Source organism: Enterococcus sp. S53, assembly GCF_016516865.1.
GTDB lineage: Bacteria > Bacillota > Bacilli > Lactobacillales > Enterococcaceae > Enterococcus_D > Enterococcus_D innesii.
Map to the genome: position 1 here is coordinate 461157 of NZ_JACVUH010000001.1, position 20863 is coordinate 482019.

22 protein-coding genes are annotated in these 20863 nt (G+C 42.8%); 1 reads left to right on the plus strand and 21 read right to left on the minus strand.

The window, feature by feature from the left end; genetic code table 11:
* Nucleotides 1-4 precede the first annotated feature (4 nt).
* Nucleotides 5-940, minus strand: a complete 936-nt coding sequence (gene hprK / locus IAE45_RS02240) for an HPr(Ser) kinase/phosphatase (RefSeq protein ID WP_005235388.1) — start codon at nucleotides 938-940, stop codon at nucleotides 5-7.
* A gap of 157 nt (nucleotides 941-1097) precedes the next feature.
* Here hprK and IAE45_RS02245 point away from each other — a divergent pair, with 157 nt between their 5' ends.
* Entirely contained in the window at nucleotides 1098-2798 is a 1701-nt protein-coding gene (locus IAE45_RS02245; protein WP_200124723.1) for a M3 family oligoendopeptidase, read from the plus strand.
* A gap of 62 nt (nucleotides 2799-2860) precedes the next feature.
* Here the strand turns inward: IAE45_RS02245 and IAE45_RS02250 are convergent, their stop codons facing one another.
* From IAE45_RS02250 to IAE45_RS02345, 20 genes are all read right to left on the minus strand, one after another.
* Nucleotides 2861-3220 (minus strand): phage holin family protein, encoded by a 360-nt coding sequence (locus tag IAE45_RS02250; RefSeq protein ID WP_005225788.1) that lies wholly within the window; start codon nucleotides 3218-3220, stop codon nucleotides 2861-2863.
* Nucleotides 3220-3528, minus strand: coding sequence for a PspC domain-containing protein (locus IAE45_RS02255; protein ID WP_005225787.1), 309 nt, complete (start codon nucleotides 3526-3528; stop codon nucleotides 3220-3222). The genes IAE45_RS02250 and IAE45_RS02255 overlap by 1 nt, the downstream gene beginning before the upstream one ends.
* 49 nt (nucleotides 3529-3577) lie before the next feature.
* Nucleotides 3578-5140 carry a daptomycin-sensing surface protein LiaX gene (liaX, locus tag IAE45_RS02260; protein WP_086292175.1) on the minus strand — a complete coding sequence of 521 codons (1563 nt, stop codon included), beginning with the start codon at nucleotides 5138-5140 and terminating at the stop codon, nucleotides 3578-3580.
* A 532-nt stretch (nucleotides 5141-5672) separates the two neighbouring features.
* Complete coding sequence (phoU, locus tag IAE45_RS02265; protein ID WP_008378477.1) at nucleotides 5673-6350, minus strand: phosphate signaling complex protein PhoU; 678 nt, start codon at nucleotides 6348-6350, stop codon at nucleotides 5673-5675.
* 11 nt (nucleotides 6351-6361) lie between these two features.
* Nucleotides 6362-7120 carry a phosphate ABC transporter ATP-binding protein PstB gene (pstB, locus tag IAE45_RS02270; protein WP_077454322.1) on the minus strand — a complete coding sequence of 253 codons (759 nt, stop codon included), beginning with the start codon at nucleotides 7118-7120 and terminating at the stop codon, nucleotides 6362-6364.
* Nucleotides 7121-7151: 31 nt separating this feature from the next.
* Complete coding sequence (pstB, locus tag IAE45_RS02275) at nucleotides 7152-7958, minus strand: phosphate ABC transporter ATP-binding protein PstB (RefSeq protein WP_005225783.1); 807 nt, start codon at nucleotides 7956-7958, stop codon at nucleotides 7152-7154.
* 13 nt (nucleotides 7959-7971) lie between these two features.
* On the minus strand, nucleotides 7972-8856 hold the full coding sequence (gene pstA, locus IAE45_RS02280) for a phosphate ABC transporter permease PstA (protein WP_077454323.1): 885 nt from the start codon (nucleotides 8854-8856) through the stop codon (nucleotides 7972-7974).
* A complete protein-coding gene (gene pstC / locus IAE45_RS02285; RefSeq protein ID WP_077454324.1) occupies nucleotides 8856-9776 on the minus strand; it encodes a phosphate ABC transporter permease subunit PstC in 921 nt (306 codons plus the stop codon). Before pstC ends, pstA begins: the two co-directional genes overlap by 1 nt.
* A gap of 97 nt (nucleotides 9777-9873) precedes the next feature.
* Nucleotides 9874-10728 carry a phosphate ABC transporter substrate-binding protein PstS gene (locus IAE45_RS02290; protein WP_200124725.1) on the minus strand — a complete coding sequence of 285 codons (855 nt, stop codon included), beginning with the start codon at nucleotides 10726-10728 and terminating at the stop codon, nucleotides 9874-9876.
* 398 nt (nucleotides 10729-11126) lie between these two features.
* Complete coding sequence (locus IAE45_RS02295) at nucleotides 11127-11858, minus strand: alpha/beta hydrolase (RefSeq protein WP_200124727.1); 732 nt, start codon at nucleotides 11856-11858, stop codon at nucleotides 11127-11129.
* A gap of 96 nt (nucleotides 11859-11954) precedes the next feature.
* Nucleotides 11955-13628, minus strand: a complete 1674-nt coding sequence (gene recN, locus IAE45_RS02300) for a DNA repair protein RecN (RefSeq protein WP_200124729.1) — start codon at nucleotides 13626-13628, stop codon at nucleotides 11955-11957.
* Between the two features lie 15 nt (nucleotides 13629-13643).
* A complete protein-coding gene (argR, locus tag IAE45_RS02305; RefSeq protein ID WP_005235362.1) occupies nucleotides 13644-14093 on the minus strand; it encodes an arginine repressor in 450 nt (149 codons plus the stop codon).
* A 97-nt stretch (nucleotides 14094-14190) separates the two neighbouring features.
* Nucleotides 14191-15012: a TlyA family RNA methyltransferase gene (locus IAE45_RS02310; protein ID WP_077454328.1), complete on the minus strand. Its 822-nt coding sequence runs from the start codon at nucleotides 15010-15012 to the stop codon at nucleotides 14191-14193.
* Nucleotides 15009-15905, minus strand: coding sequence for a polyprenyl synthetase family protein (locus IAE45_RS02315; protein ID WP_200124731.1), 897 nt, complete (start codon nucleotides 15903-15905; stop codon nucleotides 15009-15011). The genes IAE45_RS02310 and IAE45_RS02315 overlap by 4 nt, the downstream gene beginning before the upstream one ends.
* Entirely contained in the window at nucleotides 15902-16123 is a 222-nt protein-coding gene (locus IAE45_RS02320) for an exodeoxyribonuclease VII small subunit (RefSeq protein ID WP_005235356.1), read from the minus strand. The genes IAE45_RS02315 and IAE45_RS02320 overlap by 4 nt, the downstream gene beginning before the upstream one ends.
* Nucleotides 16104-17456, minus strand: coding sequence for an exodeoxyribonuclease VII large subunit (xseA, locus tag IAE45_RS02325; RefSeq protein ID WP_200124733.1), 1353 nt, complete (start codon nucleotides 17454-17456; stop codon nucleotides 16104-16106). Before xseA ends, IAE45_RS02320 begins: the two co-directional genes overlap by 20 nt.
* Nucleotides 17457-18308: a bifunctional methylenetetrahydrofolate dehydrogenase/methenyltetrahydrofolate cyclohydrolase gene (locus IAE45_RS02330; protein WP_077454331.1), complete on the minus strand. Its 852-nt coding sequence runs from the start codon at nucleotides 18306-18308 to the stop codon at nucleotides 17457-17459.
* Between the two features lie 293 nt (nucleotides 18309-18601).
* Entirely contained in the window at nucleotides 18602-19066 is a 465-nt protein-coding gene (gene nusB, locus IAE45_RS02335; RefSeq protein WP_005235350.1) for a transcription antitermination factor NusB, read from the minus strand.
* Nucleotides 19059-19484: an Asp23/Gls24 family envelope stress response protein gene (locus IAE45_RS02340; RefSeq protein WP_005225770.1), complete on the minus strand. Its 426-nt coding sequence runs from the start codon at nucleotides 19482-19484 to the stop codon at nucleotides 19059-19061. The genes nusB and IAE45_RS02340 overlap by 8 nt, the downstream gene beginning before the upstream one ends.
* Before the next feature lie 209 nt (nucleotides 19485-19693).
* Nucleotides 19694-20758, minus strand: coding sequence for a M24 family metallopeptidase (locus IAE45_RS02345; protein ID WP_200124735.1), 1065 nt, complete (start codon nucleotides 20756-20758; stop codon nucleotides 19694-19696).
* Between the last annotated feature and the right edge of the window lie 105 nt (nucleotides 20759-20863).

Here is a 20863-nt window from a genome sequence, read left to right on the forward strand (position 1 = left end):
CTCTCTAGTTTCCAGAATTTTCTTCGATCAATTGCGTCAATCGATTTTCAAAGGTCTTCGTTGCATCGTAGCCCATCGTTTTCGCTCGGAAATTCATGGCAGCAACTTCGATAATAATCGCAACATTTCGACCCGTTTTTACCGGGATTTTGATTTGTGGTACATCGACGCCACCAATTTCAACCGTCGTATCATCGGTTCCTAGTCGATCATACTTTTTGTCTTTCGCCCAAGCTTCTAAATACACCGCTACTTGAACCTGCATATACCCTCGTACGGCACTGGCACCAAAAAGATTCATGACATCGATGATCCCGATTCCGCGGATCTCGATCAAGTGCTGCAAGATTTTCGGCGGTTCCCCTACCAAAGTCAATTCATCTTGCTTATACACGTCCACCCGATCGTCAGCGATCAACCGATGCCCACGTTTGATCAACTCTAATGCTGTTTCGCTTTTCCCAATTCCGCTATCGCCTTGGATCAAAACGCCTAAGCCATAGACATCCACTAATACCCCATGAACACTGGTTCTTGTTGCTAAACGCCCATCGAGAAAACTGGAAAGCTCTCCTTGCAGACGTGACGTTGAGATGGGCGAACGTAGAATCGTGATCTCATGTTCTTTGCAGGCTTGAATCATTTCTGCTGGCACTTCCAAGCCGCGAGAAACGATAAATCCCGGTGTATCATCGGCACACATTTTGCGCATCACCATCAAGCGTTCTTCTGGCATCATTCGTTCCGCAAAGGTGATCTCTTTGCTGCCGAATAATTGCAGACGATCATGGGAATAGTAATTAAAATAACCCGTCAATTCCAAACCAGGTCGGGAAATATCGCCGGTAATGATTTCTCTTTCTAAACTATTTTCAGTTCCTTCCACTATCTCTAAATTTAAAGCCTCCGCCAGCTCGCTGACTTTGACGGTTTCTGCCATAGGTTTTCCCTCTTTTCTCAATGATTCTTGCCGCTGCTTCTTGTAAACGACACTCTGGTTCTATTTTATCATTCTATCAGTAAAGTTACTACCTTCGCCAATAGAAGTCCTCATTCTTTTTCGTTTGTGTTATTATTTTACTAAGGAGGGATTTTTAATGAAATTTTCAGCATACACGTATCAACGCCCTGATTTTCCAGTCTATCAAGAAACATTCAAAAAAGCCTTAGCAAACCTTCAGTCAGCCGATACCTTCTCGGAGGCGAAGCAAGCTCTTGATGCTTTGAACGAACTAAGAGGAACGATCGATACCGCAATGAACTTGGCTTCGATCCGCTATTCGATCGATACGAACGATGCCTTTTATGAAGCAGAAGACACCTTTTGGAATGAATACCAGCCTCATTTTGAAGCTCTGGATTTTCAATTCTATCAAGCACTCCTGGCGTCACCAGTCTTAGATGAATTAAAAGCCGAATATCCAGAAACACTTTTCTTGTTTGCCGAAAGCCGCGTGAAGCTTTTTGATGATGCCTTGATCGAATTGTTTCAAAAAGAAAACCAATTGGCTTCCGATTACAGCAAATTGGTCGCTTCTGCGCAAATCGACTTCCAAGGAGAAACCTATACCCTCGCACAACTGCGACCATTTACCGAAAACAAAGATCGCGGCGTTCGAAAAGAAGCGTTTGAAAAACAAACGGCTTTCTTCACGGAAAATGAAGACCGTTTTGATCAAATTTATGACGAGATGGTCAAGGTTCGTACCGAGATCGCCCACAAGCTCGGCTTTGAAAATTACGTTGCCTTTGCGGATACCCAAATGAATCGTTGGGACTATGATCGTTCAATGATTGAGACCTATCGTCGGGAAATTTTGGAAAAAGTCGTCCCAATCACCCAAAAATTGTACCAAAGACAGGCACAGCGTAATCAATTGACTCAGGCAACCTTTACCGACTTGCCGCTTGTTTATCCTAGTGGTAACGCAGAGCCTAAAGGAACTCCTGAAGAACTAGTAGAAAAAGCCCGTGTGATGTATCAGGAACTATCCCCTGAAACTGGCGAATTTTTTGATTTTATGGTCGAGCATGACCTACTTGATCTACTAAGCAAAAAAGGCAAACAATCTGGCGGCTATTGTACGTTTATCCAAGACTATCAATCGCCATTTATCTTTGCCAACTTTAACGGCACTTCTGGCGATGTCGATGTTTTGACCCACGAAGCTGGCCACGCCTTTCAAGCCTTTCGCTCTCGTTGGATCAAAGAACCGGAAATTCTCTTTCCCAATTATGAGTCTTGCGAGATCCATTCAATGTCGATGGAGTTTATCGCCTGGCCATGGATGGATGCCTTTTTTGAAGAAGAAACAGAAAAATACAAATTTGCGCATCTTGCTAGTAGCCTGCAATTTCTGCCTTATGGCGTTTTAGTGGATCACTTCCAACAGGACGTTTATGAGCATCCCGAATGGTCACCAGCACAGCGCAAAGCTCGTTGGCGGGAATTAGAACGCCAATATTGTCCTGAGCGGGATTATTCAGAATATCCAGACCTTGATCGTGGCTTGTATTGGTTTAGACAAGGGCATATTTTTGAATCACCTTTCTACTATATCGATTATACATTGGCGCAAGTGTGTGCATTCCAATTTTGGTATCGATTCATCGTGGCAAAAGACGAAACCGCTTGGCAAGATTATTTGGCCATCTGCGAAGTCGGCGGCACGAAAACATTCCTTGAGATCCTGGCTCTTGCTCATTTGCGTTCACCTTTTGAAAAAGGAGCGCTTGATGAAACGTTACAGGCAGTAGATACGTACCTGGCAGCCATCAAAGAAGAACAGTTAAACTAAAAAAAGACGTTTCCGTTTCTCCACTAGCTTCTTAGTTAGTGGAGAAAACGTGAAACGTCTTTTTAACGTGAATATTTTTCGATATGGTGTTCGGTCACGATCATATTGATTACTGACATGATCAACGCCACTAAGAGCGCAGCCCCAAACGAGGAGAAGCCGAAGTTGGCTGACCCAACAAAATACGAAGTCAAATTCAGCATGAGCGCATTGATCACAAAAGTGAAGAAACCAAGCGTCAGTAAAGTCAATGGAAATGAAATGACGATCAGAATTGGTTTAATCAAAGCATTCAGAATCGACAGTACGAAACTGGCGATCACTGCAGTCATAATGCTTTGAACGTGGATCATATTTGGTAATAGAACCGCCAATGTGACAAACGTCAGTGTATTCATGATAAGCCGTTGAAAATAAGACACTAGAAGTCACTCCAGTCCTCATCCTCCACCTTTTCCGCTTCTTTACGGGGACGATTTGCTTCATTGTATTTGTTTTGTTTGTAGTAGTGATTGTCGTGGCCATATCCTGAGGTGCTCTTGCGTCCTGAAGGAATCAAGACCGCCATGATGATATATAAAGTGATTCCAGGGAACCCAGCAGTCACTAAAGATAGAAAGACATAGATCACGCGAACGATGGTTGGATCGATTCGCAAGTATTCTGCCAGACCCCCTAGAGTACCTGTAATGACAACGTTATTGGCTGATTTTGTTAATTTTTTGTTCATTTATCTACACCTTCCTTCTTTTCTTTAATGAGTGTAAACCCAGCGATTCTTATTTGTCTGTATCTTTGATAAAGACATTTCCTGTTGTTGTGGATAGATCGATTTGTGCGACTTTATCGGCAACCCGACGGAATTGCAATAGTTGGTTTAGGCGTTCTTTTTTCTCACGCACAACTTCCATCTCGCTTAAACGATTGTTGATGCTACCTAAACTTGTTTTGGCGATCCCTTCAAAACCGATTCCTGTCGGTAATGCTACTTTGACATTCCCATTTACAGAGCTGGCGTTTAATTTTTGGACCGTTTCTTCTTTGTAGGTCACACGGATATTTCCGTTTACTAAAGAAATACCGGTGTTTTGTGGCGTTGCTGTCAACGTAACGTCTCCGTTCACCGTTTCGATGATGGCATCTAAAATCTCACCATCTTGAACAGTGATCGTTCCATTCACGCCTTCAATCTCTAACATCGATGCATTTACTTTGCGGAAATCGATATTGCCGTTTGTTGACTTTGTATAAACATCTTTCGCATCTAATTCATTGAATGTAACATTGCCGTTCAATAGTTTTACTGCCACATGATCATAGGTACGTTTTGGCAAGTAGAAAACGAGATCGGCACGAATGCGTTTGTTGGGAATTTGGAAAGAGATGCGTTCATCATCAACATTGATTTGGCTTCTTGCTTCAAAAGCATCGAAAGGCTCCGCCGCATCCATTTTACCATATAGTTTGATTTTGGCATCTACTTTGACACCTGGTTCATCCCATAATTGGAAGGAAACATTGCCGTTTGCTAATTTCACATCGATCAATGTCGCTGCCGTTTCGTCATAGCTGAATGTATGCTCAAATTTTGTCGCTGCAACACCGGGAACTTTTAAGTTGATGTCTTTCCATTCCATGTTGTCATTGACTGACTCTGTCACTGCCCGAACCGTTTTCTTCAAGAAATGTCCGAAGTGTGTGCTGGCATCGACCATTTTTTCACTTACTTGATTGATAGTATCGGTCGCTTGTTCTTTCCAATCTTCTGGAATATCTAATTTTTGAGAGATTTTCTCTTTCGTTTGAGACCATTGGTCTTTACGAATATTTTTTAGTTTAGCTTCCAATTCTGCTTTTTCTTCGGTTAAACCATCTAAGGTTTCTTCTAAGCCAGTAATGGTCGCTTCTGTTTCATGACGTGTTGCCAATTCATCTTCTGACAATTGATCCAATTCTTCTTTGGTGTTCAATTGCATCAGTGTTTCTTGTGCTTCTTTTAATTCTTCTTTGACACCAAGAATTTCAGCATTGATTTCGTCCAACTCAGCAGATGCTTGGTTGGCTTCTGTTGCTAAGCCATCGAGAATCTTTTCAAGATTTTCTTTGTCTTGCGCTTCGTTTTGACGAAGCTTTTCTTCGCCGTCAAACGTGAACATCTCATCGTTATTTTCAGTATCATCAAATGGGCTTGTCGCATTCTTATCCGCGGTTACCTCAGCAGCAGCTTTGTTAATTTGTTTTTCGTCTTTGGCTTTTGCCATACCTTCTAGTAAATCTAAGGCTTCTTCTGTAGAAAGCACACCTTTTTTTACTAGATCCAATATACGTTCTCTTTCGTTCATGGAAATTGCCTCCTTCAGCAAATGTGTGATTGCAAGTTTAGCTTACGAACCTATTATGCCTTGTTTTTGCGAAAGTGTCATAGGTCTTAAGTACCAAGTTTTTCTCAATCTGCAGATTGGCAAGCAGAACCGGCACTTCTTCTTGATTACTTTAGGCAGAAAACGATCTTCCTTATCTTAACAGTACCACGAAAAACCATTGGAAACAAAAGTTTCAGCTAGTAACAACTCTGAGGAATAAAACTGCTACTGTGAAGGATTTTCGAGGTCATTCACAACAGTTTTTTCCGCTGTTGGCCGCTACTCAATCAATAATCGACTTTTCAATGCATGGAAGGTCAAAAGCATGCTTACTTCTGTAACTCTTAGTAAAAAACTAACGATCCTTTTCAATGAATCATAATCATCCGTAGCACTTGCTTCACATCAAAAAGACCGCCGAGAGAAGTTGTTTCCCGAAGGTCAACTTCTTTCGACGGTCCGTCCCATCTCTAATAAAAGAGATAAGTGATCAAGAATCTAAGCTGGTTTCTTAGATCATTTCCGTACGGTTGGTATTCAATTCACTGATTTTCCCAGTAGCAAGATACACGATCCATTCACAAATATTCGTTACGTAGTCACCGATACGTTCTAGGTACTGAGCAACAGATAAATAGTCGGTTCCACTAACAACGGTTTCCGGATTTTCTTTCATACTCTCGATCGTTTTGTAATAGATATCTTTGTAATACTCATTGACCCGATCATCCATTTGGGCGATCATACGGGCATCTTCTTGGTCGGTTTTTACATAGGCAACTAAAACATTATCGACCATTTTCTTGACATAATCCGACATATCAGAAATTTCTTTTTCGATTTCGGCGATCCGTGTTTCACCTTTGACCCGAATCGTTGACTTCGCGATCGATACTGCATGGTCTCCCATTCGTTCCAAGTCAGAGCTGGCTTTCATTACAGTAATGATCATTCGTAGATCGGTGGTTACTGGTTGTTGCAAAGCAATCATTTCAAAGCTCTTTTTCTCCAAACGAACTTCCATATTGTTGATCGCCAAATCATTTTCGATCACTTCTTGAGCAATTGCTTTATCATGTCTAACATATGCTCGTACGGATTTGTGGATCGCACTGCTGACTAGCATACCCATCTCATAAAATTGATTGTGTAGATTTAATAATTCTTCTTCAAACTGTGTACGCAACATCCCTTTTCCTCCTAACCAAATCTTCCTGAGATATAATCTTCTGTTTCTTTTTTGCTTGGACTTAGGAACACTTTTTTCGTGTCATTGAACTCGATCAAGTTGCCGTCCAAAAAGAACGCGGTTTTATCTGAGATTCTTGAAGCTTGTGACATGTTGTGAGTCACGATGATCATGGTATAGCGTTCTTTCAGTGCCAAAAGGGTATTCTCGATTTTCCCAGATGAAATTGGGTCTAACGCACTGGTTGGTTCATCCAGCAAAATGATTTCTGGATCGACAGCCAATACCCGAGCGATACATACCCGCTGCTGTTGTCCACCGGATAAAGATAGCGCACTTTGGTGAAGCTTATCTTTGACATCTTCCCAGACAGACGCTGCTTTCAGGCTTTCTTCCACTGTTTTATCAAGAATCGCTTTGTCGGTGACTCCTTTTAATTTTAACCCATAAATCACATTTTCGTAAATTGAAAAGGGAAATGGATTCGGTTGTTGAAAAACCATCCCGATTTCTTTACGCAAATCAACGATGTCTTGCTTCGGACTATAAATGTCTTTCCCTTTATAGACAACACTTCCTGTAATTGTCACACCAGGGATCAAATCATTCATTCGATTAAGAGAACGCAAGTAGGTCGATTTCCCACAACCTGAAGGACCGATCATCGCAGTGATCTCGCCTTGTTTAATGGAAAGGTCGATTCCTTTTAATGCTTCTTTTTTTCCGTAGTATAAATGCAGATCTTTCGATGTAATAATTTCTTCTGCCATTGTTTTGCCTCCGTTTACTGATCGAATCGGCTCAGCCAAAGTGACCGGATACGTAATCTTCTGTTGCTTTAATTTTTGGACGAGTAAATATCTTACGGGTCTCATCGTACTCGATCGCATTTCCTAAGTAGAAAAAGGCAGTATAATCGCTGATCCGAGCAGCTTGCTGCATGTTGTGGGTCACGATGATGATTGAATAGTCGTTTTTCAAGTTGATGAGGGTTTCTTCCACTGTCCCTGTTGAGATTGGATCAAGGGCGCTGGCCGGTTCATCTAGAAGCAAGATATCTGGTTTCATCGCAATTGCTCGAGCGATACACAGACGTTGCTGCTGCCCACCAGATAATGCCAAAGCACTTTTGTCTAAACTGTCTTTTACTTGATCCCAAAGAGCCGCTTGTTTCAAGCTGGTTTCGACTGCTTCATCCAATTTCTTTTTGTTTCTTTCTCCATGACGACGTAAAGCAAAGGCAATATTGTCATAGATCGATTTACTGAAAGGATTTGGTCGTTGGAAAACCATGCCGATCCGCTTGCGCATTTCGAAGACATCGACTTCTTTTGTGTTGACGTCGACTCCCTTATACATGATGTTTCCTGTGACTCTCGTGTTTGCGATCCCGTCATTCATTCGATTCAAAGAACGCAGATACGTTGATTTTCCGCAACCGGAAGGCCCGATCAATGCGGTGATTTTGTTTTTTTCAAATTGTAGATCAATGCCTTTGATGGCTTCATTTGATCCATACCATACATGCAAGTCAGTGGTATAAAGCGCCACATCTTCTGGTTTATCGAAGGTAATGATATTTCGATCGTCCCAATTGTAATCGTTCATACTGTCATTCTCCTTATGCTGACGTCATTTTCTTGTACAACCGTTTGCCAGCTGCACGGGCGCCAAAGTTAAATAGCAAGACGGCAATGATCAATACCGCCGAAGCCCCGGCTGAAACTTGCGCGCCATCAGGCATCGTACCTTCTGTATTGATTTTCCAAATATGGACTGCTAGCGTCTCCGCTTGTCGGAAAAGACCGATCGGGCTGGAAACACTCAATGGATTCCAGTTTGTAAAATCAAGGGCCGGTGCACTTTGTCCTGCAGTGTAGATCAGCGCTGCCGCTTCACCAAAAATCCGACCAGAACTTAGAATGACCCCAGTCAAAATCCCTGGTGTTGCTTCTGGAACAATAATACGTGTGACAGTTTCCCAACGTGATAAGCCTAAAGACAAGCCCGCTTCACGCTGCGTGTAATGAATCGCTTGTAGAGATTCTTCCACATTTCTCGTCAATAGTGGCAAATTAAAGAAAGTCAATGCCAAAGCACCTGAAATGATTGAAAAGCCATAACCAAACTGGATAACAAAGACTAAGAAACCAAAGAGACCGACAACCACAGAAGGCAGTGAACTCAAGATTTCGATCGATGTCCGAATGATATCCGTCAACCAGTTTTTCTTTGCATATTCGGACAAGTAGATCCCCGCTCCTAAAGAAATCGGGAAGCTAATGATCATTGTTACTAAAAGCAAGTAAAGGGAATTGAACAATTGGATGCCGATCCCGCCGCCTTCTTGGTACGCTTTTGAAGAAGAAGTCAGAAACTCCCAATTGATATGGGGAACCCCCCGAACCAAAATGTACAGTAATAAGGAAGCCAAAATCAATACAATGATGCCAGCAACGGCATACAAGACGCCGGTAGCAATTTTATCTGAACGTTTCGCATTCATTATTTCAAGGCTCCTTTCTTCCCAATAAAGCGAATCACAATGTTAAACAGTAAGGACATCAATAACAAGATCAAGGCTAATGACCACAAGACATTATTTTGGACTGTCCCCATGATCGTATTTCCGATACCCATCGTTAGGATAGAAGTCAATGTTGAAGCAGGTGTCACTAAGCTAGTTGGCATCAATGCCGCATTACCGATAACCATTTGGATCGCCAATGCTTCCCCAAATGCGCGAGCCATTCCGAAAACAACTGCCGTTAAAATCCCAGGGACAGCTGCTCGTAAAACAACTTTATAGATCGTTTGCCAGCGTGTTGCACCTAAAGCTAAGGATGCCTCACGGTAGTGCCGAGGGACTGCCCGTAACGCATCGACAGTCATCGTAGTCACTGTCGGCAAAATCATGATAAATAGGACAAAGGTCCCCGCCAAGATCCCAAACCCAGTACCGCCAAAAACGGAGCGGACTGCTGGTACAACGACAGACAAACCGATAAAACCATAAACTACAGAAGGAATACCGACTAATAGTTCGATGACCGGCTGCAAGATCTTCTCTCCGTTACGAGGTGAGATTTCTACCATAAAGACGGCTGCACCAATGGCAAAAGGTGTTGCAACGATTGCTGATAGGAACGTTACGAAGAACGAGCCAAGAATCATCGGTAAAGCACCAACTAAAGGTTGGCCATCAGGACCAACAGCACTTGGATTCCATTGGGTACCAAACAAAAAGTCAAACACATTGACTTTGTCTACAAAGAATGTCGCTAATCCTCGGCTAGCAACGAAATAAAAAATGGAGATCACAACCAATACAATCAACGCGATACATAGAAAGCTGACCAGCTTTCCTCTTTGCTCCATTCTTGCGCGCTTAGATTTTTTTGTTAACACTTCTTTTACATTTTCCACGAGGGTTCCTCCTCAAAAATCAAACTAAACTCATAACCATTAGTTTATCGGTTCAACATCAATTTCTGTTAAAGCTTGTGTAAATTTTGTGTAAAGATTATTCGACAATGTTGCCTTCCCAGTCTCTTTCCACCTGCATGATCGAGATTGGAATATAGCCTAGATCGCCAACGATATGCTCTTGGACTTCGTCAGAAAGCATATATTCTAAAAACTCAGCAGTTAATCCGGTTGGTTCTCCTTTTGTATACATATGCTCATACGCCCAAACTTTCCAATCATTCGTCGTCACATTTTCAATCGTAGGTTCAACACCATCAATTGAAAGGACATTGACTTCATCGGTCACATAAGAAAATGCAACGTAGCTAATAGCCCCTGGTGTATCAGAAACGATCGAGCGAACCATCCCACTAGAATCTTGCTCTTGGGAAGGAATTGCTGTTTCACCATCCATGATCCATTTTTCAAACGTGCTTCTCGTACCACTACCTGTCGCCCGGTTCAATAAAACAATGGGTAGATCATTGCCGCCGACTTCGCTCCAATTGGTGATCTTTCCTAGGAAGATATTTTTTAAATCTTCTGTAGAGATATCTGTGATCCCGACCCCTTTGTTAACGATCGGTGTGATACCCACCGTTGCGACCCGGTGGTCAACGAGGGCATCCGCATCGATTCCCGGCTTTTCTTCTGCAAACAAATCAGAATTCCCGATATCGACTGCACCTGCTTGGACTTGACTTAATCCAGTTCCGCTTCCGCCCCCCTGGACATTAATGAACCGTTCCGGATTTGAGTTTTGAAATTCTTCCGCAACTGTTTCTACGAGTGGCTGCAAGGCAGAAGACCCGACTGCTGTGATCGATTCTCCTCGATCTGCCCAGCTTGCACATCCTGAGAGTAAAATAACCAATCCGATGATAGGACTTAGAAGTTTTAATTTTTTCATCATAACGCTCCTTGTACTTTCGAAAGTCATTGATTGTAAAAATCAATTATTTTCATTTTACCATTAGTTGAATTTAATGAAAATTATTATTTGCTTTTTTTTCTGGGACTACGATTGTCCGTTTATTTAAAACGCTTTTTTTCTTTTACAAAATAACTGTTTTGTAAATAAAATGACAGGATTTCTTAATTAAATTACGTGCATCATGAACGTGTACTATGCTATACTGTGAGAGGAAACGTATTTTAAAAGAACATAATTATTAATCTTGCTTCCCCAATCAAGTACAATATGTTGTTATGTTCAGCGTTTTCACGATTTCATCAACATTTCCCCAAAATGTCTGTTGAATCGAAACGGCAGAAAGAAGCATTTCTATGCATCTTCTGCCGTCTTTTTTACTCTAATTCACTTAACCATGATGCCATCTGCTCAATGATGGCTTTTTGCTGTGCTTCATTTGATAAATCAGCAGCTGCTTCTCCTTTTTGTAACCCATAAGTACCAAAGCCAGCATGATTGCCGCCTTCAATTGTTTCGAAGATGGTCGAATCTGGTAGGAAGCTGCGGGCGGCTTGCCAATTTTCTTGATTTACTACTTGATCTTGACTACCTGATAGTGACAACACAGAAATCGATTGATCAGCTAACGAACCTTTTTCATCGGGATAACTTGCAAAGAAAAAGACCCCTTTTAAATCCTTGTCATTTGCAGCCAACTGATTCGCTGCAAAACGGCTTGCCATGACGCCACCTAATGAATGACCACCTATCACATAGGAGTCATGGGGAATTTCTTTCAAAACGGCTTCTGCACGATTGCCTGCTAAAACAGCCATGTTAAAGGGCATTTTAACGATCGCGACAGGATAGCCTTTTTCCGCTAAACCTGCTGCCCATACACTATAGCTTTCCGCATCGACAAGAGCACCGGGATAGAAAATAACCAATGGCTTTTCTTTATCCCCAGCAAAATAAAGGACATTCTCCTCATCTTCTGCTTCTTTCGCAGCTGTAACTGCAGCATCCACTGCTGGGTAATGCAGTTGTTGCCAACCAACCCAACCGGCAATAGTTAAAATAACAACGGTGATCAATACACCGATCAAAACTTTTGTTCTTTTTCTCATCATATCCTCCTGCAAAAAAGAAGATCAGGAAAGGATGACAGACGAAACTTGCGGGTCCATCATCTCCTGACTCTTTTTACGAATGTTTCCCAATTTTTATCGGTGTGCCAGTGCCAATAGTTCTCGTGCATGTTCGATCGTTAAATCGGTGATTTCTGCACCTGAGAGCATACGGGCAATCTCTGCCACTCGTTCTTCTTTAGATAGTTTACGGACATGGGTTTCCGTCCGTCCTTCTTGAATTGCTTTTTCAATAAAATATTGATTGTCCGCTACAGCAGCTACTTGCGGCAAGTGAGTGATACACAAAACTTGCGAATTGGCTGCGATCTTGGCGATTTTTTCGGCGATTGCCTGAGCTACTCGGCCACTGACCCCAGTATCCACCTCATCAAAGACAATACTAGTGATTCCTTGCTTGCGGGAGAAAATCGATTTAAGCGCTAATAAGATCCGGGAAAGCTCTCCTCCAGAAGCAACTCGCACTAATGGCTTCATGCCTTCACCGGGGTTGGTGGTCAGATAAAACTCCACGGTATCAAAGCCGCTGCTACTCAATTGTTTTGAGCCAGGTGCGAACCGTACTTCAAACTGCGCGTGTTCCATATACAGCTCTTTTAACTCTTGAACGATTTCTTTTTCTAAACGATGAGCCAATTCACGTCGTTTGACGTGCAAGGCTTCCGCCAACTGCCAAACAGCTTCAGCTTTTTGGGCAAGCTCTTCTTCTAATTGCTCCAACTGACCTTCCGTATAGGCTGATTCGCTGATTTCTTTACTGATCTCATCATAATAAGCTAGGATCACAGGAATCGACTCCCCATATTTGCGCTTCAATTGACGAATCGTTTCCAGCCGCGAAATGACTTCTTCCAGTCGGCCTTCATCTAATTCAAGGTTGTCGACTTGTCGCGAAATATCGGTGGCTGCATCTTGCAACAAGTAATACGCGCTTTGGATCGCTTCACTGATTTTTTCATACGCAGGATCAAGATGGGCGATCGACTGGATCTCTGACAATGCCACACTAACCCCATCTAAACTATTGACTTCCTCAGCTGATAGAGCACCATAGCTTTGTCCCAAGGCATCCACGATTTTTTGATAGTTCGTGAGTTTTTCCCGTTCGTCGATCAGCAGTTCTTCTTCATTTTCCATCAATTCGGCTTGGGCGATCTCTTCTTGTTGAAAACGCAGCATGTCCATTCGCTGCACATAGAGCTGTTCATTTTCTTGAATGGTTCGGACATGTTTTTCTAAGGAGCGATAGCTTTGATAGGCTTGACGGTAATCCGCAAGTTCCGCTTTAAAGCTATCATCCCCAAATCCATCCATCAATGCCAAATGTTTTTCCGGTTGCAGCAGCTCTTGATGCTCATTTTGTCCTTGGATATCGACTAAGAATAAACCGATTTGACGCAAAACTGACAAGGTAACGGTTCGACCATTGACACGACAAATAGTTTTCCCCGATTGAGAGATATCTCGTTGTACGATCAAAACTTCTTCTTCATCAATACCTAAATCTGCGGTCAAGTCTTTGAACTCCTGCTGATTCGGCCATTCGAAGATCCCTTCTAAACGGCATTTCTCTGCTCCTTGACGCAAATAGTCGCTGGAACCTCTACCGCCTGCTAGCAAACCCATCGCATCGATAATAATTGATTTCCCGGCACCTGTCTCACCTGTCAGTGCCGTCATTCCCTCATGGAAAGATAAGTGCAAGTTGGAAATAATCGCAAAATTTTGGATCGACAATTCTAAAAGCATCCCTTGCCTCCTCTTCTAAACGTAACGTTGGAAATCCCTGAATAGATTCTCAGTATCTGCTTCTGTTCTAGTGATCATCAAGACGTTGTCATCATCGTTTAACGTGCCAAATAATTCCTTGGCATAACGTTTATCGATTAAATTCGCCAAAGCCGAGGCATTGCCGGGCAGTGTGCGCAGGATCACAAATTTGTCCATTCGATCGACAGAAACAAAAGCTGTTTTTAGGATTTTATCTAGTTTACCACTCACGTCTTCCGTTGTCTCTTGTGGGATACTGTAGCGATAGCCGCCTTTTTGGGAAGGAACTTTCACTAACTTCAATTCCTTGATATCTCTTGATATAGTTGCTTGTGTAACTGAGACGCCGCGATCTTTTAACAACTCCACAAAATCTTCTTGTTTCTGAATATCTTGTTCACTTAACAATCGTGTAATCAAGCGATGCCGTTCTTTTTTTCTCATCTCTTGTTCCTCCTGAATGAATTCCTACTAATTTTATCCTATTTTGCGCAAGAAAGAAAGAGAGCCGACAAGTAAAATGTCCACTCTCTTCCATTCTTTATTTTGGTTGATGAAAGGTCTCATGTGCTGATGCAACAACTTTCGGGATGTCGATCCCTGCTGCGGTACCTTCTTGCAGGCTTTTCTTTAAATGTACGATAAACTCGATATTCCCTTCGCCGCCAGTGATGGGTGAAAAACTTAGATTTAATACATCAAATTTTGTTTCTTGCGCAAAGGTGAGTACTTCCTCCAACACTCGTTCATGGGTTTTGGGATCACGTACGATCCCGTTTTTCCCCACCGCTTCTTTACCTGCTTCAAACTGGGGCTTGATCAGCGCCATCACTTCGCCGCCCGCTACCAAAATATCATACAGCGGGGGTAAAATCAGTTTAAGTGAAATAAAAGAAACATCGATCGTAGCGGCTTCAGGAAGACCGTCTAAGAAATCAGTGGGTTTTGCATAACGAAAGTTGACCCGTTCCATTACGATCACTCGCTCATCTTGCCGCAGCTTCCAGGCTAACTGATTGTAACCGACATCTAGTGCATAGCTTTTTTTGGCACCATTCTGTAACGCCGCATCGGTAAAGCCGCCGGTGGAAGCACCGATGTCTAACATGATTTTATCGGTTACGTCAAAATCAAAGACTTTGAGCGCTTTTTCTAACTTGAGACCACCACGAGAAACATACGGCAGCTTCTTGCCTTTGATCTGCAACAGTGTATCTGCAGCAATTTTTTCTCCCGGTTTATCAAGTCGTTCATTATTTTTTTCTTTGTAAACCAATCCAGCCATCACTCCTCGTTTGGCTTGCTCGCGAGTCTCAAACAGGCCTTGCTGGACAGCTAAAACATCTACTCGTTCTTTCTTCATGCGTTCCCTCGAATCTCAAATCGTTCCACAAATGCCAATAAAACATCCGGCGTAAATTGACCGTATTGACTTAATTGCGCCAGAATTTCTTTAGCCTTGGATAATTCCTCTGTCAACGCTTGCTGCGCCCCTGATAAGCCAAGCAAAGCAGGATAGGTACTTTTCGCCAATTCGTCATCTCGACGGACAACTTTTCCTAGCTCTTCGGTCGTGCTAGTAGCATCCAACAGATCATCGCGAATTTGAAAGGCTAACCCAATATGCTGGGCAAAGCGATCCAATTCTTGCAGAATTTCTTCCGTCTGGTCGGCTAGGACACCTCCGGCAATCACCGCAAAGCGAATCAATTCGCCGGTTTTCCGTTCGTGAACAGACATCAGTTCCTCCAGACTAAGGGCTTGGTTTTCCCCTTGAATATCGGCTGCTTGACCGGCGACCATCCCTTGCGTACCCGCCGCTTTGCTTAACTGCTGTAGCAATAAGACTTTTTGATTGGCTTCGATCTCCGCCATAGCGACTAATTGAAACGCAGCTGTCAAAAGACCATCTCCAGCTAAAATCGCTAAAGCTTCACCAAAAACCTTATGGTTGGTGGGTTTGCCTCGGCGCAGATCATCGTTGTCCATAGCAGGCAGATCGTCATGGATCAGCGAATAGGTATGCACCATTTCTAAGGCTGCCGCACACTGGTACACCGCGGTATTGATAGGTTTGTGAAAAGCGGCGACTGTTGCAGCCAATAAAAGCGGACGAATGCGTTTGCCGCCGGCTTGGATCGAATACTGCATGCTTTCAAACAATCGTTGATCAGAGGTGTGTTCTTTGACAAAGCGTTCCATGACTTCTTCAATCAAAGAGGCGTGCGCTTTTGTGAATTCGGTTAAAGCACTCATTGGTTTTCCTCTTCAAAAGGCACTTCTTCGTTGGATTCAGTCATCATTTTTGTTAAGGACTTTTCTGCTTTACTCAAAGTGTCCTTGCATTGCTTGCTCAAAACCATGCCTTTTTGAAAAGCATCTAACGCTTCTTCCAATGGAACATCGCCTTGTTCCAAACGGGTTACGATTTGTTCTAATTCTTGTAATGATTCTTCAAATGTTGGATTTGCCATGATTAACTCCTTCTGTACTAATAACTTCGACAAGTGCTTGGCCATCTTGGTAATGGATCGTCAGCTGGTCTTCTGGCTCGATCGCATCAATCGACTTGATCACCTGCTCATTTTTCGTGGTATAGCTGTAGCCCCGACCCATGATTTTTAATGGACTGAGCAAATCAAGGGATTGGACTGCATTTGCAAATTGATTTTCTTTTGCTGCATAGATATCTTTCATGGCTTTGGTTAAGCGTTGGGAAAGATAACTGACCTCTTGGTTGCTGGCTTGTAATCGCGCTTTTGGTTGTTGTTGTGCCAACCGTGAAATCAATTGCTGTGCATGGCGATCCTTGTCATAAAGCAAGGCTTGTAAGCCTTGCTGCATCCGCTGCTGCAACTGATCGAGTTTGATGGACTGTGCCTCATACAAGCGCTCTGGTTGCCGAAAAACATACGATCCAATCACTCGCTGATAGCGTTCTTGTTTGTACTGGATCTGGTGCATAAATGCTTGCTCTAATCGGGCTTGTCTTTCTTCGATCCGCAAAATCTCCTCCGACAGCACCGGCACCGCTAATTCGGCTGCGGCGGTCGGAGTTGCCGCCCGCACATCCGCCACTAAATCGGCAATCGTCGTATCGGTTTCATGCCCCACTGAAGAAATAATGGGGGTTTTTGCATCAAAAATGGCTCTTGCCACTCGTTCTTCATTGAAAGGCCAGAGGTCTTCGATCGATCCACCCCCACGTCCGATGATCATAGTATCAAAGGTCCCATCGGCTTCGACTCGTTGGATATTTTTCACCACATCATCCGCAGCTTTGTTGCCTTGTACCACGGTTGGGTACAAAACGATCTGAGCAATGGGATAACGCCGCTGGGTCGTCGTGATGATATCTCTGATCACCGCCCCACTAGGACTGGTCAAGACTGCGATGCGTTTCGGGTATTTCGGCAATGACTGCTTCGGTGCAGAAAATAATCCTTCCGCTGCCAATTTCTGCTTTAATTGTTCATAGGCTTGATAAAGGGCACCGACACCGTCTGGTTCCATGTGATCGATCACCATCTGGTAATTTCCGCTTGCCTCATACAAGGTGATACGTCCAACTGCCATGACTTTCATGCCCTCTTCTGGTTGAAAGCGCAACTTGTCAAAAGCGCCTTTGAACATGACGGTCGAAATCTTTGCACCATCATCTTTCAAACTAAAATATTGGTGATTGGGGCGACGACGAAAATTAGAGATCTCCCCCGTCAAATAAACTCGCTCTAGATACGGATCGACGTCAAACTTACGCTTGATATATTTTGTTAATGCGGTCACCGTTAAATATTCTTGCGCCATTTAGTTTTTCATTGTCTCCTTTGCTGCCTCGATCGTTTGGGCCATCAACATCGTGATCGTCATTGGTCCTACACCTCTAGGTACCGGAGTGATATAGCTAGCGATCGGTTCAACTTCATCAAATTTGACATCGCCGATCAACTTGCCATTGGCATCCCGATTCATTCCTACATCGATCACCACGGCCCCTTCTTTTACGAAGTCTTTTGTGACAAAATGACCGCGGCCGATCGCCACGACTAAAATGTCCGCTTGCTTCGCTAACTCAGGCAGATTTTTGGTTTTTGAATGAGCGATGGTCACAGTGGCATTTGCCCCTAAGAGCAAGTGCGCCATTGGTTTTCCGACAATGTTGCTTCGACCGATCACTAAGGCATTTTTCCCTTCCAATTCGATCCCATACGCAGCAAACATTTTCATGATGCCATAAGGGGTACAAGGAATTCGGTCAGGTACACCGGCGAATAATTTTCCTAAATTGATTGGATGAAAGCCGTCGACATCTTTTTCTGGTTTGATGGCTAACAGTACTTTTTCTTCATTGATATGTTTTGGCAAAGGAAGTTGAACCAAAATGCCATGAAAGGCGTCATCGTTATTGAACTGTTCGATTTCTGCTAATAATTCTGCCTCGGTAATGGATTCAGGATAGCGGGCAACTCGGGAATTGATGCCGATTTTCGCCGCAGCTAGTTCTTTATTTTTCACATAAGTCTGACTTGCTTTGTCTTCTCCAACAAGCAAAACAACTAATCCCGGTGTCACACCTTGCTCTTTTAGTGATGCTGTCTCTGAAAGAAACGCTGCTTGCATTTTTTCAGCCAATTCTTTTCCATTGATCAATGTACCCATTCTGACAACTCCTCCAACCTGATTATACTGACTTAGTTTGTAAAAAGAAACGCACCAATCGTTTGTCGATCTGCTTCTTCATGTGTTCTATCATAGCATTTTCTGAAAAGAAAAACACCGTCTAACGCTCCCTTTTTTCGGAAAATACGAGGGTAATCCGACAAAGTATGTGCGAAAAAACCGAACGATCAAGCAAGACCGTCAAAACAAGGCGGTTGCTCATAAATCGTTCGGTTTCTGACTCGATCGAAAAAAAGCTGTGCTCTTTTGATCGATATGGTTAGGGCTGAAAATTACTCACTTACTTGGTTGTTTTTTGTTTCAAGCTCTTGATTGACTGTCGATAAAATACCGTTGACAAACTTTCTTGACTGATCGTCACTAAAAGTTTTCGCTAATTCGATCGCTTCATTCAATGCCACACGATTCGGCACATTATCCACATAGATCATTTCATACAAAGCGATTCGTAAAATCGTCACGTCCATTTTTGATAAACGCTGGATTTTCCAACCGGCTTTTAAATGACTTTGAATGACTTCATCCAAAGCTTCTTTGTAATGACAAACACCTGCCACTAATTGATCTAAATAAACAGGCACGAAATGCTCTTGTTCTTCATCGATCAATTCATGGTGTTCCAACTCGATGGCATGCATGATGGCATCTTGTTTCGTTAAATCTTTGTTAAAGTCTAGTGGAAATAAAGCTTGTAACGCCATTTTCCGTATTTCATGCCGTGATAATTCTTTACTCATTTTCTTCCTCGTCGTTTCCAAATAATTCTTCGATGTCTGGTAAATCTACTTTTTCTGGCACGACTGCCACAACATGAACATTTACTTCAGCCAGTTGCACATCTGTCATAAATAAGACTTGCTGTTTGACCCGTTCTTGGATCTCCATTGCCACTTTAGGCACTGACATCCCATAAGTAATATAGCAGTAGATATCCACTTTGATCCCTGTTTCATCGATCGTTAAGTAGACCCCTTTGCCATGAGCTGCGCGACCTAATAATTCAGTGACACTGTTTGCCAGTGTTCCTCGCATCCCATAGACACCTTCCACTTTAGAAGCAGCGATCCCAATAATGATCTCGATCACTTCTGGCGCGATGACGATCTCGCCTAATTCAGGACTTGCATTTAATACAAGGTTTTTATCTTCATTCATACGTTTTTGCCTCCATTCTAAACAGCTGTACCGTATTGTTTGTAAAAAAATCGCTCGTTTTTTCCGTTTGAAGCAAACCAACGCTTGATTCAATCAATAACATCCATGGCACAGTGTTTCTTCTCGCTCTAAGTTTATCATTTTCTGCACTGAGAATCTATAATAACCCACTATTCTCAATGAATTTTCTGAAAAACAAGGTCGATGAATCAGAGAATGATCAATTCTTTCGGTGAATGTGTCAACACTGTATTGCCCGTTTCGGTGATCAAAAGATCATCTTCGATACGAACGCCGCCAATTCCTGGAAGATAGATTCCTGGTTCATCTGTAATGACGTTTCCGACAACAAATGCTTTATCAGCGCGGAAAGATACATTTGGTCCTTCGTGGATCTCTAAACCAATCCCATGACCTGTTGAATGTCCAAAGGCATCTCCGTAGCCAAAGGAAGCAATGTGATCCCGAGCGATCGCATCTAGTTCAATTCCGGTCATTCCAGGTTTTGCTGCTGCCAAAACTTTTTCTTGTGCTTCTAGTACGATTTGATAGATTTCTTTCAATTTATCGCCAGGATCGCCTACTGCAAAGGTTCTAGTCATATCAGATACATAGCCTTGATAGTAACAGCCAAAGTCTAACGTGATCAGATCGCCTTGTTCGATCACTTTTTCACTGGCAACCCCATGGGGCATTGCTGAACGTAGACCACTAGCCACGATCGTTTCAAAAGATACGCTTGTAGCACCTAATGAACGCATAAAGAAATCTAACTGATTCGCCACTTCGATTTCCGTCATTCCTGGGCGGATCATTTTCAAAATATGTTCAAATCCTTGATCGGCGATATGGCAAGCTTGTTGGATCAATGCGATCTCTTCCTCATCTTTGACTTCCCGCAATGCCTCGATCATCCCCGATACAGGGGCTAGTGATGATTCCTCGATCAAATCTTCTAAGACGGAGTATTCAGCAAAGCTGACGAAACTTTCTTCAAATGCTAAGACATTGATTTCTTCATTCTGGCAGATGGTTGCAACTTCTTCAAAAATCGGCCCGCTATTTTTTACGATCTCAAATCCTTGGGCTTGAGCAGCTGCTTGTTCTGTATAACGAAAATCTGTTACAAAAAAGGCTTTGTCTAACGTAATGACTGCTAAACCAGTTGTACCAGTAAAGTTTGTCAAGTAACGCAAATTGTATGGGCTGGTGATCAAGAACCCATCAATCGAATCTTTTCTCATTGCTTCGCGTAATTTTTCGACTCTTAACATGTATCGTTCCCTACTTTCTTTTTCTATACGATAGTATTATAACAAACTTCCAGAAAAAGCGGAAAGTAAGCGAAAAGTTTTCTAAAAAATCAAACAATACGAATG

Excerpts from the sequence above, each read along its gene's own strand:
- hprK (WP_005235388.1), bottom strand. The coding sequence starts at position 940 with ATGGCAGAAACCGTCAAAGTCAGCGAGCTGGCGGAGGCTTTAAATTTA.
- IAE45_RS02245 (WP_200124723.1), top strand. The coding sequence starts at position 1,098 with ATGAAATTTTCAGCATACACGTATCAACGCCCTGATTTTCCAGTCTAT.
- IAE45_RS02255 (WP_005225787.1), bottom strand. The coding sequence starts at position 3,528 with ATGAACAAAAAATTAACAAAATCAGCCAATAACGTTGTCATTACAGGT.
- liaX (WP_086292175.1), bottom strand. The coding sequence starts at position 5,140 with ATGAACGAAAGAGAACGTATATTGGATCTAGTAAAAAAAGGTGTGCTT.
- phoU (WP_008378477.1), bottom strand. The coding sequence starts at position 6,350 with ATGTTGCGTACACAGTTTGAAGAAGAATTATTAAATCTACACAATCAA.
- pstB (WP_077454322.1), bottom strand. The coding sequence starts at position 7,120 with ATGGCAGAAGAAATTATTACATCGAAAGATCTGCATTTATACTACGGA.
- pstB (WP_005225783.1), bottom strand. The coding sequence starts at position 7,958 with ATGAACGATTACAATTGGGACGATCGAAATATCATTACCTTCGATAAA.
- pstA (WP_077454323.1), bottom strand. The coding sequence starts at position 8,856 with ATGAATGCGAAACGTTCAGATAAAATTGCTACCGGCGTCTTGTATGCC.
- IAE45_RS02290 (WP_200124725.1), bottom strand. The coding sequence starts at position 10,728 with ATGAAAAAATTAAAACTTCTAAGTCCTATCATCGGATTGGTTATTTTA.
- IAE45_RS02295 (WP_200124727.1), bottom strand. The coding sequence starts at position 11,858 with ATGAGAAAAAGAACAAAAGTTTTGATCGGTGTATTGATCACCGTTGTT.
- recN (WP_200124729.1), bottom strand. The coding sequence starts at position 13,628 with ATGCTTTTAGAATTGTCGATCCAAAATTTTGCGATTATTTCCAACTTG.
- argR (WP_005235362.1), bottom strand. The coding sequence starts at position 14,093 with ATGAGAAAAAAAGAACGGCATCGCTTGATTACACGATTGTTAAGTGAA.
- IAE45_RS02310 (WP_077454328.1), bottom strand. The coding sequence starts at position 15,012 with ATGAAGAAAGAACGAGTAGATGTTTTAGCTGTCCAGCAAGGCCTGTTT.
- IAE45_RS02315 (WP_200124731.1), bottom strand. The coding sequence starts at position 15,905 with ATGAGTGCTTTAACCGAATTCACAAAAGCGCACGCCTCTTTGATTGAA.
- IAE45_RS02320 (WP_005235356.1), bottom strand. The coding sequence starts at position 16,123 with ATGGCAAATCCAACATTTGAAGAATCATTACAAGAATTAGAACAAATC.
- xseA (WP_200124733.1), bottom strand. The coding sequence starts at position 17,456 with ATGGCGCAAGAATATTTAACGGTGACCGCATTAACAAAATATATCAAG.
- IAE45_RS02330 (WP_077454331.1), bottom strand. The coding sequence starts at position 18,308 with ATGGGTACATTGATCAATGGAAAAGAATTGGCTGAAAAAATGCAAGCA.
- nusB (WP_005235350.1), bottom strand. The coding sequence starts at position 19,066 with ATGAGTAAAGAATTATCACGGCATGAAATACGGAAAATGGCGTTACAA.
- IAE45_RS02340 (WP_005225770.1), bottom strand. The coding sequence starts at position 19,484 with ATGAATGAAGATAAAAACCTTGTATTAAATGCAAGTCCTGAATTAGGC.
- IAE45_RS02345 (WP_200124735.1), bottom strand. The coding sequence starts at position 20,758 with ATGTTAAGAGTCGAAAAATTACGCGAAGCAATGAGAAAAGATTCGATT.